Origin of the sequence: Mucilaginibacter sp., from assembly GCF_965201005.1 — a bacterium.
Lineage (GTDB): Bacteria > Bacteroidota > Bacteroidia > Sphingobacteriales > Sphingobacteriaceae > Mucilaginibacter_A.
On the sequence record NZ_OZ241747.1, the window covers coordinates 203,646 to 217,255 of the forward strand.

Sequence of the window (13,610 nt, forward strand, 5' to 3'; positions counted from 1 at the left end):
ATGGACGGGACAGCAACCTATCCTAACAATCCATTGATAATCAATAATTTAAGAGCTTAAAAATGTGGCAATTCCCGAATTACCTACAAATAATTTGCTACAGTTTGATTCCTAATGACTTGCATAAAGATAAGAAGTAATAACATTTGATGCAAAATATCTTCGTGAAAAATTATCCTTTAAATATAAAAATGAATATTTAATTATATAAATAGAAAATTCTTGGAATGTCATTATTAATCGCATTTAAGTCACTAAGTTCCTGGACGGTTTAGCTGCGATCAACTTTCGGTATATTATAGAATAGATAACATATAATAAATAATTATCTGTTGTCTATTTGATATTGTCCACAGTTTAATTAAAGTGGTCATATATTAATTTCGAAGATATCATTTTGCAGTGACAACACCGTTGTTTGGTCGTCATTCCAAGTTGAATACTCCCGTAGATTTATTCATAATAACATATCTTAAATTAGGACTTACCTGGAACTTTAAAGATAGTCATGACTGTATCTACTAAATTATTAAATAACGAGCTTGGAGTCTTCTTAATTTCAATAATTACTAATATATTTAGCATTTTATTGTCGAATAGGATAATGCCTACCCTAATTAAAAGTATTAATTTTACAAAGTATGGGAAAACCATTTGCTAAAGAATTAGAGAAAATAAACGATACCTTAACATGGGCGTTGGCACAGGATACGAGCGCATTCCGGAAGCATTTATTGCAAAATAAATCTAAACCATTATTTGTCGTTGGGTCTGGAGGATCTCTTAGTGCTTGTCATTACGCTGCATTATTATACCAGCAATGCGGTATAATGGCCAAAGCCATTACTCCTCTTGAATTATATTATTCTCAAAATACTTTGCGTGAATCGAACGTGTTGTTTATTACGGCCAGCGGTAAGAACACAGATATTTTGTTCGGTTATAAGACTGCGATCAGTTTTGAGCCCAATAAGATTTTTAGTTTATGTATGAAATTGAGAAGTCCGTTAGCTGCATTAGCTGCGGAAACTTCGTTAAGCGAGCATTTTGAGTATGACAACCCTGCAGGCAAAGACGGATTTTTAGCCACCAATAGTCTGATTGCCTTTTTTGCGATTTTATTTAATACATTGTGTATTAACCCCAAAGATGAACAAGGCCCATTAGAAGAAGACATTACATTCTTAGCTGATCTTGAAGATTTTATCTGCAAAATTACGCCGGATTACACCTTTAATTTATTACATGCAGGTTATGGGCAGCCTGTTGCGGTTGACTTGGAATCTAAATTGGCGGAAGCGGCACTTGCTGACGTGCTCGTTTCGGATTATCGAAATTTCGGGCATGGCCGACATCATTGGTTTGATAAGCGAAAAGATAATTCAGCAATCATCGCTATCATTTCTCCGGAAGAAGAATTGCTTGCTAAAAAAACATTAGAAATTTTGCCGGCAGACATCCCGGTTTTAATTATCAGAACCGGATTAAAAGGCTCATTTGGAAGCATTGACCTTTTGGTTAAGTCTTTTAGTTTTATTAGAAGGGTCGGTGAAATTCAAAAAATAGACCCGGGAAGACCCGGTGTACCAGGTTTTGGCAGTAAACTGTACAACCTGAGGTACAGCAATTTATTTAAACCGGAAAAATCCGGATTATCCGAACTGGAAAGAATCGCTATTTTACGTAAAACAAAAGTACCATCAATTAACTCGTTGTCAGAGCAAGAAGTCGCTTACTGGAGTAAAGCATATCGGGGTTTCAAAAAAACTATGAACAGCGCAACTTTTGGCGCGATTATCTTCGATTATGATGGTACGTTGTGTGCTGGATCAAATAGATTTTGTGGTATCGATGCTGAAGTAACAACCAGCTTAAACGAATTATTGGAAAATGGGCTGGTGATTGGTATCGCAACTGGCCGTGGCCAATCCGTACGTAAAGATTTGGTCGACAAAATTCCGACTCAATATCATGACCGGGTAATCATTGGATATTATAACTGCGCTGATATCGGCTTTTTAAGTGATGTAACCAAGCCAGATAAAGAAATCGAAGTGAGTAAGCCACTACAGGAATTATTTGCAACAATAAACGCCTATGATTTTCCAGTAGAAATTTCTCCTGAACTAAAACCTAACCAAATAACAGTAGAGATCAAAAAGGAAAACGAATGGAAAAAGGTTCGGACAATGATTATCGACTTGATATTAAGTCAAAATTTAAGCGGTATTCAGATTCTGGAATCTAGTCATTCGATGGATATCATTGATCAAAATATGACATCGAAACTTAATGTTATTAGTCATTGCGAGTCACTTATACATCAATTGAAATTGGCAGGTGCTTGCCTATGTATCGGTGATAAAGGGCAATGGCCAGGTAATGATTATCAATTATTAACATCTACCTACTCTTTGAGTGTAGATGAAGTTTCTTCATTAAGTGAAACCGGTTGGAATGTTGCAGCACCCGGCATAAAAAATGTAAAAGCTACGATCTATTACTTATCTTGCCTGACCTATAAGCCTAATGGGGTCACAATAAATTTGTTATGAGGTCAGCCTTAGCGGAGAAACTTTTAGCTAAAACGATGCATTGGACACCGGATGAAACATCCCGGGAACGTCCTTTATTACAAGCTTTAGCTAATTTTAAATACGATGAATATCAGCAATTCTCTCCTGGCATCAGATTTATTGAAAGTTTGGTTAAGTGGTTGGCGCAATTTAAAACTGTCGAGGAAAAGAAAACTGCTTATGATTTCATTTCCAAATCACTAATTTTCATATCTAACGACCAAGTTGCTCACTTGGTAAATATTACGTATGCGGACAAAATCCAACCAATCATTATTAAAAAGACCGCCGACTTCATTGGCATTAATAGTTTTTGGGTTAGAAAAATAGTTAAGAGTACCAGCTATAAGGTAATTTTGCGCAGGTCGCTGTTTATTGGTTTAAGTGACGGATCGAAAATTGATCAACTGAGGCGAAGTACGTCGCGGATCAGTAATGAACAGGTATTAACGACCTATTCGATTTCCGGGGAAAAAATTAAAGATATGCTGGGCGAGCTGAAAAAATCGCAAATCAGCAATAAATTCAATACCGTTTTTCTCATTGATGATTTTACGGCTAGCGGTACCAGCTATTTTCGGAGAGTTGAAGGCGGCTGGAAAGGGAAAATTTACAAATTTTTAAAATCCGTTACCGCCAAAGCAGCTAATGCTGAACTTTTTCAGGCCGGGGAAAAATTGGACATTCATATCATCTTTTATCTCGCCACAAGCGAGGCGCTGGAGAAATTGCGGGCTAATATGGATACCTTTAAAACTGAACACCCTGAATTCAACTTCGAGTTTAGTATCGACGCGGTGCAGGTTATCGGGAGCGATATAAAAGCGGAGATTTTAAAGAATACCGCCTTTGTGGATTTGATTAAAAGTTACTACGATGATAGTATTAATGATAGTCACTATAAAGAGGGTAAGCATGATGAGCCTTACCTTGGCTTCAATGAATGCGGTTTGCCATTGATTTTGAACCATAACACGCCAAATAATTCATTGCCAATATTGTGGTTCCCTGACGATAAAGTAAAAGGATTATTCCCAAGGGTAAAACGACATAAAGATGAGTAGGCTGAGAAACCCTTTCCGTTTGCGGGCATCGGAGAAAATTGAATCTGATGCCAGTTTTCTGCGATTATATAACCCTGCTATACTTGACTCTATTATAGATCGGGATAAGGATGGTTTGTTGTGGAATAATGTGCTTTATATTCATAGTTCCCCTGGAGCCGGTAAAACATCTTTATTAAGGGTTTTCGAGCCGGATACACTCAGTACCCTGTTAAATAATAAATCAGCACCGGATAGCAAGGGTTTATTTGGTTTGTTGAAAAAGCTGAACGTACTAACTGATAACTCCATTGAGGTGCTGGGTGTCACCCTAGTGTGTACCCGTAATTATGAGATATTAGAAGAACTTGATGTGTCTAACGCTCAAAAGCTGCGTTATTTTTTCTCGCTATTGAATGCTAGGATCATTTTGGCGACATTGCGGTCTGTTGTTGACCTTGAAAATTCAAACGCTCCGTTTAACGAGGTATTAGAAAGTGTTAATTATACTTATGACAACCGGGAGAACTTTTTTACAGGCCTTTCACTGCCTTGCACAGGTAAAGAACTCTATGCCTGGGCGTCTAATATCGAAAAGAAAGTTTACCAAGCTATCGATAGTTTTTTACCGCTTGCGGATATCCAGCCGACAGGACACGATGAATTATTTTCGCTCAGCGTGCTGAAACCGGATAATTTGTTGCTCAATGGCAAGCCGGTGATCAATAAAATCCTGTATATGCTGGATGACACACACAAGTTATCCAATACGCAACGTACTGCGTTACGGAAGTATGTCATCGAAAAGCGGGGGAATTTCAGTATTTGGATTTCGGAGCGATTAGAGGCTTTGGACCCGGTTGAGAATTTAAGGTCTTTTGAAGGGAGGGATTACGAGGTGCTTAATCTTGAAAAATTCTGGAGTGACCGGCCCGGTAAGTTTGAATCGGTATTGGCAAATATCGCGGACAAAAGGGCATCTATATCGACCGAAGAGGTTAATTCCTTCCGTGAATACCTAGACAACGACCTTGAAGAAGGGCAATTTAAAAATTCTTTTTTAGAAGCTATTGAAACCACAAGGGAAAAGATTGCCAAAATCACCAGTTATACCAACAAATTTGATCACTGGATCGAATTCGTGAAAAGCCAGAACGGCAGTGAACTGGACATTGCTATCCTTTATAAAAAGCTGGAGATCTTGATCAACAGAAATTTGGGGAAATCGCAGTTGGCTTTTGATTTTCCGTTGTCTGCTCAGGAACTCAATGATAAACTTAAACCAGACCTGGAAGTATCATCCAAATTATTTTTGTCGAACTCCGTAAACCTGCCGTACTATTTCGGGTTTAAGAACCTGGTCAAATTATCGTCCAATAATATTGAGCAGTTCTTATCTTTTTCAGCGGATATGTTCGAAGAGATGCTTTCCAATAATTTGCTGGGCTATAAAATCAATGTGGAAACCAACGAACAGGAAAAAATACTAACCAAGGCCGTTGATGCCAAATGGAATGAACTAAGTAAAATTCTTCCTTATGCCAATATTGTCCTGAACTTCCTTTCCAAACTTGGCGAGAGTTGCAAGAGCGATACCTATAAACCCAATGCTCCCTATGCGCAAGGCGTAACCGGCTTTGCCATTAAGGAAAGTCCAAATATGTTTGATAAGGGGCTGAATTGGTTCGAAATGGAGCATTATCAGTCGTTAATCAATGTGATTTCTACTTGTGTGGCCTTTAATCTCTTAGAAGTTAAACAAATTATCCAGGGCGAAAAAGACAATAAAAATGATGTTTATTACCTAAACCGGTGGCTATGCTTGAAATTTAATTTGCCGTTCTCTTATGGTGGTTGGCGTCATAAGCAAACCGATGAATTACTTAAATGGACCAAAGTATGAAACCATTGAGATGGGACCCTTCCGTGATGATACGCGGTAACAAAACCAGTGAATTTTGGAAGGAACACTGTAAAGATGAGTCCAGAAAACTTTTGTTTATACTGGGCAAAGGTTTTGATGTTCGTATGAATATCGCTATTAAGGAATTAGTTGACAGCAGCCCGGCAGTTGATGTTGAATGCTGGATGATAGAGTTTGATGAAGGTAGCGGTTCAACGTCTACTAAATATCAGTCTTATGCAGATGAAAATTTGACAGAGCTGCAAATCTTGCTGGCAGGTAAGGCCTTGGTTTCAAAAAAGATATTGCTTTGGAGTTCGAAAGGTAAAGGCAAGCGCAAGAGGATCGGTGACCGACAAGCGGCACAAATTCTAAGCAGTTATGATCAAATCTCCTCCTTTACTGATATTATTATCGATATCAGTGCCCTGCCGAGGGGTGTTTATTTTTCACTAGTAGGTAAATTTTTAACTTTTATTGATATGTACGCAACCAGCAAGACTCCAAACCTTTTCGTAGTTGTAGCAGAAAATGCCGAGGTTGATATCAGAATAAAAGAAAAAGGTATTGACCAAGATGTGGGATACCTGCACGGTTTTGGAGGGACGATTGAACTCACATCTGAATCAGAAGAGCCTGTAATATGGTTCCCGATCCTGGGCGAAGATAAAGTTGAGCATTTAGATAAAGCGTACGGACATATTCGGCCCAATGAGATTTGCCCGGTGCTGCCTTTTCCATCAAAAAATCCACGCCGGTCAGATACGCTCATTAAAGACTATCACCAGCTTTTGTTTGATAAATTGAATATTGAGCCGCAGAACATCATGTATGTGCCGGAACAGAATCCTTTCGAGGCTTATATTCGTTTAACTAAGGCGATCAGTAATTATAATGAATCTCTAGCAGCACTTGATGGCTGTAAAGCAGTCATTTCGACCTTCTCCAGTAAGTTATTATCCATTGGGACACTGATGACAGCTTATGATTTAATTGACGAAATTGGTGTAGGTGTATTAAATGTTGATTCCCAGGGTTATGAGATCGAATCATTTGAAAGTTTAAAAAAGATTAAAGAAGATAGCGAACTTTTTGTAATTTGGCTTACAGGGGAACCCTATGATGAAAGTTAATAATTTGATGATTAATAAGGTAAATTCGGTTTGTATCGGTACAGGTTTGGTAGCGCTGGATGTTGTTATCAGCAGTAACGCCGGTAATGCTGCACAGTTTTACGCGGGCGGTTCTTGCGGTAATGTGATCACGATCTTATCTTACTTAGGTTGGAATACCTATCCCATTGCCCGGTTGTCAGATAATCCAGCTTCGAGTCTTTTAATGGAAGACTTAAAGAAGTGGCAGGTAAAAGACGATCTTCTCTCTTTCACGGACGATGGCAGTACGCCGATCATTATTCACCGTATCTTAAAAGATAGTTCCGGGGCACCTAAACATCGCTTCGAATTTAGAAATCCGGAAGATGGTACTTACTTGCCTTCTTATAAACCCTGCCTCTCCAAATCAGTACCGGGTATTGTCGAAACAGGTATTATACCCCATGTTTTTTATTTTGACCGGATCAACCGGGCTTCGATCAACCTGGCTAAAGAATATAAGGCTAAAGGTGCAATTATATTCTTTGAACCGTCGAGCATGAAGGATCTGAGGGGGTTCGAGGAATGCCTATCCATAGCGGACGTGGTGAAATTTTCGCAGGACAGGATTGCCGGCTACGAAGACAGTTATGCTACCGGGCAGTGTTTCCTGGAAATACAGACGCTTGGGAATGATGGTTTAAAATTCAGGACTAAAAACAGTGGTCAATGGCTGAACCTACCTGGCTATACAATAGATAATGTCATTGATTCCGCTGGTGCGGGAGATTGGTGTAGCGCCGGGATAATTATTAATCTGTTTTCAGCCGGTGTAGAATTGCAGTCCTTAAGCAGAGAAGATATCGGTATAGCCTTGCAATTTGGCCAGGCTTTAAGCGCCTTAAATTGTACATTTGAAGGTGCGCGTGGCTTAATGTACAATATCGGGAGAAATGATTTAATTTTATCCGTCCAACATATTTTGGATTCTCATCTTAAGAAGATACCTCAACGCAGCCGACCGTTGCTGACTTATCATAACCCCAACAAAGAGGTTAAAATTGCTTCCTTGTTTGCTACCGCTTAACGGTACTTTATCTTATGGCGGCGAAATCAAAAAAGGAACGGGATATACAGTTTTTCCTCATCGCCCTGGTGGTAGTTGTGTTTATCGCCGGCTCGTGGTTCATCAATTATTACCTGCTCTATAGTTTAAAGAACGACGATAAAGCAGCTACCGGTGAAATGTTCGGTGCGGTTAACGCTTTATATTCGGGTTTAGCTTTGGCAGGAATTATCCTGACGATCTTACTGCAACGACGGGAGCTGAAAGAAACGCGTAAGGAGTTTAAAGTAGAAAATGAAACATCGAAAACACAGCAATTCGAGTCGACTTTCTTTAACTTATTGCAAAACCAGCTCCAGATCACTCAGGATTTACAATCCATTATAACTGGTATTCAACAGGATTGGACGCAGGCGGTCAGTAAAAAATATGAAGGAAGGGAGTTTTTTATGGTTTCCAAGTCTGAGATCGCGCGCATTTTAAAGGCCCTGGCGTACACAAAATATGATCGATGGGATTATTGGACCTACGCCGCTATTGGTCCTACGCAGGATGATCCGACCGAAGATAACACGGATCTAACTGAAGCCCGGATCTATTATGCCAATCTATTTTACAATATTTCAGAAAACGATTGGAAAAAGGCAAAAAAACTTAACCTGGAAAAACGGGTTAAGCTGGCCTATGGTCACTTTCTGATCAAGCACCATCATGCGATCGGACATTATTTTCGCCACTTATATTATATACTTAAGTTTCTGAAGAATTCAGAAAATGATCAGTTAGCCGGTCTTAACGATGATGAAGATACTTTAAAAAAGAAAAAGTTTTACTATTACGCCCAATTTGTACAGGCACAAATGTCTGAATATGAATTAATGCTGCTTTATTATCATTGCCTGTTCTATCCCAATATGAAAAAGTTACTGGTGCATTATAAGATATTAAATAATGTCGCCACAGAGGATTTGGTAGAGTCTGATCATAATTTTATGACTAATGTGCAATTGAAAAGCAGGAAATCCATATTGGAGTCGCTTTAGGCCGTGTCCTCAGCCCAATGTGTACTATCTCTGAAACCGGTACCTGGCGGGGCCAGCAAAAGTAGATCGTTTAATATGTTATCGATCTCCTCACCAAAAAAAATAGCAGTTTCAGCACATTCCCACTCTTCTATTTTACTTAGTGGCTGGATAGCATGGCAAACAATACTTACGATCTCTTTGGGAGCGAATTTGAAAGATTTGATCGTTTCTATAATCTTTTCATGCCGTCTAAATTCAACATACGGGCCGCTAACCGTTTCATAACCAATATGAATGATGCCTTTCCCATCGGCAGGAATTTGATTAACAGCCTTACTTAGGATCTTTTTTATGTCTTTTGCTTTTCTGTCGATAGATTCTTCAGCGATGCATTCCCATTTTGCAGACCAGGCTTGATGAACACCTCCATAAAACTGGTTAAGCACATGCAAACCATCTTCTAAGCCATAAGTGGAAATCTCCAATGGCGCGATGATTTGCGTATAGCTGCCATGTATCTCATATTCCCCGGCGAAGAGTTCGATCATCTGAGGCGATCCTTTTCTTACCGAGTTGACGATCATGTGCTTAGCTACTTTGTCCATGTCAATTTTTCGTGCGCTAAAAACTACCTGGCTGGTTTCCAGCATCTGATCCTTTTGGTTCAGTCCTCCGGCTCGAAAGAAATCGCTATATAGCCTGCCAAGCGTGTCTTCGGGCACTTCTTCCACAGGGACTTTAAATACAATATCCGCATGGGTAAATGTGCCGTAAGCCTGCATAGCGATCGCCAAATGACGCCATCGTTTGTACCATTGCTGCCTTTCCTGTTCAGCATACTCGGTCACCTTTGCCAGGCGTTTACATTCTACAAAGTATTGCGTTCCACGCCGTGTTACTTTAAGGTCTGGGGTATGGCCGGTCTTTGCTTCTTCTAAAAATTCTACGCGCCAGCCACTTTTAGCATAAGCGAGAGCGACAACGAGTTCGAATAAGGTGGAATCTGGTTGATTTTGGCGTTCATTCAACATTTCTGTCAACCGCTGGTCAATTCCATCGATTTGTTTTAACATCGGTATGTACCTGCCAATAGCCGCAAAGAAAGGATAAATACGTGCGGACTGAAAAGGTTCATCACAACCCGGTCGGGTAACCAGCGAATCTATTAAATACATATACCAAGCCATCCAGTCGTCGTACACGGCGAATGGTTCGAAAAGTTTGTTAACATCTGAACGGAACTCCGGGCGCTCGCTTTGGCTTTTTGCTTCCAAAGCATTGAAGTAAGCCACGACATTTTTTCGGCGTCGTTCCCACTCTTCGTTACCTAAAACCTCAATGAACCATTTGAGCGCTTTTTTAGTTGATATGATCCATTCTTCCATTTTGTTGGTTATAACCCGTTTTGTATATAGTCTGCTAATTTTAGTAGTCAACCAAGCCCAAAGTCCAATTAAAACTGTACTCGAATTCGATGTTTGAGATTTAACATCTACAACGCCTTACTAAATCTAAGATATTGGAGCGAAATGTACGGTCAGTAATTGATAATTAATATATTTATGAACCAATAAAGGATAAATGAACATTATCAATAATTTCACTGCATATATTTTTTGCTTAATAGTATCTATAGGAATTCTCGAAAGCAAATATTCGCCAGTGTAAAAATATTAATTGCAGGAGATCGATTTATAGGGCATAATCTAAATTTTATCATCTTTGTTCAGTTTGGTTAGTTTCGTATCCCTATGAAAGAATACTTTAAACCACTTGCCTCTTTCAAAAAACGCGAACATCCTTTCGACATAGGAATGCCTTTTTCCTGGTGGAAAGGCCATTATGACCGCCATTTCTTGAATAATCTATATGAGCGAAAAGAAAGCGAGTTTGAAGCTTTTTACAAATATCACCTGGATCATTTTTTAAAAGTAAACCCAGGATCGCAAGAGGTAGAATTTTACAAGCACCTAAGAGATCTTATTCAGGACGGAATTGCCGTCTTGATCAAGGAAGACAAACCCGGCTCAAAAACCAAGCACGAGCGAACCAACATACAAAAAGCGCAGCTGCGGGCATTTGCTGGTTACCTGGATTCTATCGACCAATGGGCCGTTCGCCCCCGGCTTGAGGTTTATACTGAAAAGGACGCAGCTATCGCAAGACTGCAAAACCAGATTATAGCATTAGAAAAGCAGATCAGCGAAATGAAGGAATACGACGTGGTACAGAAGATCAGGATAGAGGAAGGCCACCTGCCGACAGTCGTTGATTTGATTCAGCAACTACGCGACCTGCAATTACCTGCTGGCAGGAACCTGGTCCGTTGCGATTACAAAACGCCTTATTACAAGATGATCAGTAAGTATTTTTCCATCGATGGCAAAGACATACCCATAGAGACTGCCAAGAATTATTTCTCCGGTAAACAAGATGATTTAGCCGTTAAGGGTACTTCAGTCCCTCTGGATAATAAGCTGTTTAAGATCGTACCAAACACCGCTAAAAAGGTGACTAAGAAAAGCAATAAAGCTTAAAAGGTATTTTCTTATCGCTGTTAGCCAGTTTTCACCCCATTCTTTCATAGGTGGCCTAACTTTCATTAATTCAACAACTTAATTCTAACAACACCCATCTTGTTCGCCTCTTATACATGACCATTCGGATCTGATGGTCATGAGATCAGCTATTTGCTGGTATACATTCGTCCAATTAACCAAAAAACGGAGTACAGATGCAAGTAGAGCTATTAACTAAAGAAGACCTGAAACAGTTCAAGGCAGAACTGGTACAGGAACTGAAAGACGCATTCGGCGGAGGTGCGAAACCAACAAACAAGGAATGGCTAAAAAGTGCTGAGGTAAGAAAGCTACTGGGTATCTCGCCTGGTACGCTGCAAAACCTGCGTATTAACGGTACATTCACCTATTCCAAAATAGGCGGCATGATGTATTACCGTTACCAGGACATCATGAGGCTATTGGAAAAAGGAGGTGTCAAATGAAAAAGGCACCTGCCGAACTGGCATTGCTAAAAGCAATCCAAAAACATAAAGGGCTGAGCCCTTTTCATATTAGCCTTTACACGGCAATGCTATGCTCGTGGCAGGAACAGCAGTACAGTACACCTTTCAGGGTAACCCGAAGTAGGTTGATGGCAACATCTGGCATCCGTTCAGCGGCCACTTATCATAAGTGTTTAAAGGAACTGATCAAAGAGGAGTACATCATTTACGAGCCTTCTTTTGATAAGCATATTGCAAGCCGGGTGACCTTAGTTACGGCAAAAGCAGGTATGTAAGATGAACAGGTTAAAACCAATTGCAATATACCGTATCGCAATAAATAGTAGCGGGATACTCTATCTGCCTGTAAGGAGCAAGGTTGTGTTTCTGTTACCACAAAAACCTTTCCGGGGGCCTATGGCCGCCTGGAAACCTTGCCCTTTGCGCCCGGTGGTTGCAGACGAGATAACGACAAATTCACAACAATTAACCAATGGAGAAAGCAGTCAAAAAAGATAATATAAGAGTGGCCGGACAGCCAAAAAACAAGGGAGGCGCACCGAAGAAAAGGGTCAGGCGGGAGTTAATTATTAGGGTGAGGATGACCGCGACCGAACGCTTTCAGGTTGACAACAAAGCCAAAGCTGCCGGGATGCGTTCGAGCAGCTGGATCAGGGCAGCGGCCAAAAGTGCCAAGATAGTTCCCCGCTTAACTGCGGACGAACGGCGCATCCTTTGGATGCTTGCAGAGCTGGCGAACAACTTAAACCAGCTGACTAAGCTTGCCCACCAGTTGGGACTTTTAAACGTCGTCAGAGATTGCTCTGCCATTTTAACAGAGATCGATATTACCTTAAAACACCTGAATAACGATGATCGGGAAAACAATGACCGGTAGAAGTTTCGGCGGTTGTATCCGCTATGTTGTAGGAAAGCAGGATGCGGTGATTTTGGATGCAGCAGGCGTAAGGATGCAGCAGGTAAATCAGATGATAAATGATTTTAACCTGCAAAGAAAATACAACCTTGCCTTGGGAAAAGCGGTAGGCCATATTGCGTTAAGCTGGAGTGTAAACGACCTTGCTAAACTTGACGATGAAGTCATGCTGAATTTGGCAAAGGAGTACCTGGAAAAAATGAAAATCCGGGAAACGCAGTATTTAATTGTAAAGCACCAAGACAAAAGCCACCCGCATTTGCATATTGTTTACAACCGGGTAGATAACAGCGGCAAAACCATATCGGACAATTTTCAAAGGCAGCGGAACGTACAGGTTGCAAAAGAGATGACCCTAAAGCATGGTTTTTATTTGTCACCGGGCAAGGAAGATGTGAATCGGGATAGGCTTAAAGGCCGGGACAAGGTCAAGTACGAGCTGTACGATGCAATTCGGCTAGCCAGCAAAAAAGTAAAAAACATCACGGAGCTACAACAGGCACTTTCCAAACAGGGCATCACCCTTCAACTCAAATATAAAAGCGGCAGCACCGAAGTACAGGGCATCAGTTTCAGCAAAGGGGAATACAAATTCAAAGGCTCCGAAATTGACCGTAGTATGAGTTATGCAAAATTGAGTACAGCGATAGAGGGGCAGCAACAAATGGGGCCCGAAAAAAGCCTGGCGGATCAGTTACGGGAAGCCGTGCAAAACGCCCGGCAGGAAAGCGGCGATACGCAAAAGCCAGAGCAGCAAACGGATTACCCGCAAACCGGGCTTCAGTCGCAATATTTAAAAACAATGCCGGACTTGGATTTTGTTAGTAACGACCCCGGCTTTGATATTGGTATTTCGGACGATATTGATGACGAGGCCATTCTTGGCCGAAACAGGCACCGGAAGAAACAAGCCCGGACCAATACACGGTAACCACATTCAGGTGTATAACGAAAAAAAAGAA

General features: G+C 40.6%; 12 protein-coding genes. 11 read left to right on the top strand and 1 reads right to left on the bottom strand.

Going from position 1 to position 13,610, the window contains the following annotated elements; genetic code table 11:
* The first annotated feature begins 641 nt into the window (after positions 1–641).
* The 6 genes from ACOFKR_RS00890 to ACOFKR_RS00915 are packed head-to-tail and all read left to right on the top strand — an operon-like array spanning position 642 to position 8,725.
* Positions 642–2,555 (top strand): hypothetical protein, encoded by a 1,914-nt coding sequence (locus tag ACOFKR_RS00890; RefSeq protein ID WP_419802143.1) that lies wholly within the window; start codon positions 642–644, stop codon positions 2,553–2,555.
* Entirely contained in the window at positions 2,552–3,640 is a 1,089-nt protein-coding gene (locus tag ACOFKR_RS00895) for a phosphoribosyltransferase-like protein (RefSeq protein ID WP_419802144.1), read from the top strand. Before ACOFKR_RS00890 ends, ACOFKR_RS00895 begins: the two co-directional genes overlap by 4 nt.
* A complete protein-coding gene (locus tag ACOFKR_RS00900) occupies positions 3,633–5,522 on the top strand; it encodes a hypothetical protein (protein WP_419802145.1) in 1,890 nt (629 codons plus the stop codon). The genes ACOFKR_RS00895 and ACOFKR_RS00900 overlap by 8 nt, the downstream gene beginning before the upstream one ends.
* Positions 5,519–6,655, top strand: a complete 1,137-nt coding sequence (locus tag ACOFKR_RS00905; protein WP_419802146.1) for a hypothetical protein — start codon at positions 5,519–5,521, stop codon at positions 6,653–6,655. Before ACOFKR_RS00900 ends, ACOFKR_RS00905 begins: the two co-directional genes overlap by 4 nt.
* A complete protein-coding gene (locus tag ACOFKR_RS00910; protein ID WP_419802147.1) occupies positions 6,642–7,703 on the top strand; it encodes a hypothetical protein in 1,062 nt (353 codons plus the stop codon). Before ACOFKR_RS00905 ends, ACOFKR_RS00910 begins: the two co-directional genes overlap by 14 nt.
* A 14-nt stretch (positions 7,704–7,717) precedes the next feature.
* A complete protein-coding gene (locus tag ACOFKR_RS00915) occupies positions 7,718–8,725 on the top strand; it encodes a putative phage abortive infection protein (protein ID WP_419802148.1) in 1,008 nt (335 codons plus the stop codon).
* On the opposite strand, the gene ACOFKR_RS00920 is transcribed toward ACOFKR_RS00915, so the two are convergent.
* A complete protein-coding gene (locus ACOFKR_RS00920; protein WP_419802149.1) occupies positions 8,722–10,092 on the bottom strand; it encodes a hypothetical protein in 1,371 nt (456 codons plus the stop codon). The genes ACOFKR_RS00915 and ACOFKR_RS00920 overlap by 4 nt on opposite strands.
* 366 nt (positions 10,093–10,458) lie before the next feature.
* On the opposite strand from ACOFKR_RS00920, the gene ACOFKR_RS00925 reads away from it, so the two are divergent.
* The 5 genes from ACOFKR_RS00925 (at position 10,459) to ACOFKR_RS00945 (ending at position 13,579) form a co-directional block, all read left to right on the top strand.
* Positions 10,459–11,244, top strand: a complete 786-nt coding sequence (locus ACOFKR_RS00925) for a hypothetical protein (protein ID WP_419802150.1) — start codon at positions 10,459–10,461, stop codon at positions 11,242–11,244.
* A 197-nt stretch (positions 11,245–11,441) separates the two neighbouring features.
* Entirely contained in the window at positions 11,442–11,711 is a 270-nt protein-coding gene (locus ACOFKR_RS00930) for a helix-turn-helix domain-containing protein (protein ID WP_419802151.1), read from the top strand.
* Positions 11,708–12,007, top strand: coding sequence for a hypothetical protein (locus tag ACOFKR_RS00935; RefSeq protein ID WP_419802152.1), 300 nt, complete (start codon positions 11,708–11,710; stop codon positions 12,005–12,007). The genes ACOFKR_RS00930 and ACOFKR_RS00935 overlap by 4 nt, the downstream gene beginning before the upstream one ends.
* Positions 12,008–12,204: 197 nt before the next feature.
* The gene (locus tag ACOFKR_RS00940; RefSeq protein ID WP_419802153.1) at positions 12,205–12,609 is read left to right on the top strand and encodes a plasmid mobilization protein; all 405 of its coding nucleotides are present in this window, start codon (positions 12,205–12,207) and stop codon (positions 12,607–12,609) included.
* Complete coding sequence (locus ACOFKR_RS00945; protein WP_419802154.1) at positions 12,584–13,579, top strand: relaxase/mobilization nuclease domain-containing protein; 996 nt, start codon at positions 12,584–12,586, stop codon at positions 13,577–13,579. Before ACOFKR_RS00940 ends, ACOFKR_RS00945 begins: the two co-directional genes overlap by 26 nt.
* Positions 13,580–13,610 lie beyond the last annotated feature (31 nt).

Bases quoted from the DNA above. Each gene is read 5' to 3' on its own strand.
- ACOFKR_RS00890 (WP_419802143.1), top strand. From the start codon at position 642: ATGGGAAAACCATTTGCTAAAGAATTAGAGAAAATAAACGATACCTTA.
- ACOFKR_RS00895 (WP_419802144.1), top strand. From the start codon at position 2,552: ATGAGGTCAGCCTTAGCGGAGAAACTTTTAGCTAAAACGATGCATTGG.
- ACOFKR_RS00900 (WP_419802145.1), top strand. From the start codon at position 3,633: ATGAGTAGGCTGAGAAACCCTTTCCGTTTGCGGGCATCGGAGAAAATT.
- ACOFKR_RS00905 (WP_419802146.1), top strand. From the start codon at position 5,519: ATGAAACCATTGAGATGGGACCCTTCCGTGATGATACGCGGTAACAAA.
- ACOFKR_RS00910 (WP_419802147.1), top strand. From the start codon at position 6,642: ATGATGAAAGTTAATAATTTGATGATTAATAAGGTAAATTCGGTTTGT.
- ACOFKR_RS00915 (WP_419802148.1), top strand. From the start codon at position 7,718: ATGGCGGCGAAATCAAAAAAGGAACGGGATATACAGTTTTTCCTCATC.
- ACOFKR_RS00920 (WP_419802149.1), bottom strand. From the start codon at position 10,092: ATGGAAGAATGGATCATATCAACTAAAAAAGCGCTCAAATGGTTCATT.
- ACOFKR_RS00925 (WP_419802150.1), top strand. From the start codon at position 10,459: ATGAAAGAATACTTTAAACCACTTGCCTCTTTCAAAAAACGCGAACAT.
- ACOFKR_RS00930 (WP_419802151.1), top strand. From the start codon at position 11,442: ATGCAAGTAGAGCTATTAACTAAAGAAGACCTGAAACAGTTCAAGGCA.
- ACOFKR_RS00935 (WP_419802152.1), top strand. From the start codon at position 11,708: ATGAAAAAGGCACCTGCCGAACTGGCATTGCTAAAAGCAATCCAAAAA.
- ACOFKR_RS00940 (WP_419802153.1), top strand. From the start codon at position 12,205: ATGGAGAAAGCAGTCAAAAAAGATAATATAAGAGTGGCCGGACAGCCA.
- ACOFKR_RS00945 (WP_419802154.1), top strand. From the start codon at position 12,584: ATGATCGGGAAAACAATGACCGGTAGAAGTTTCGGCGGTTGTATCCGC.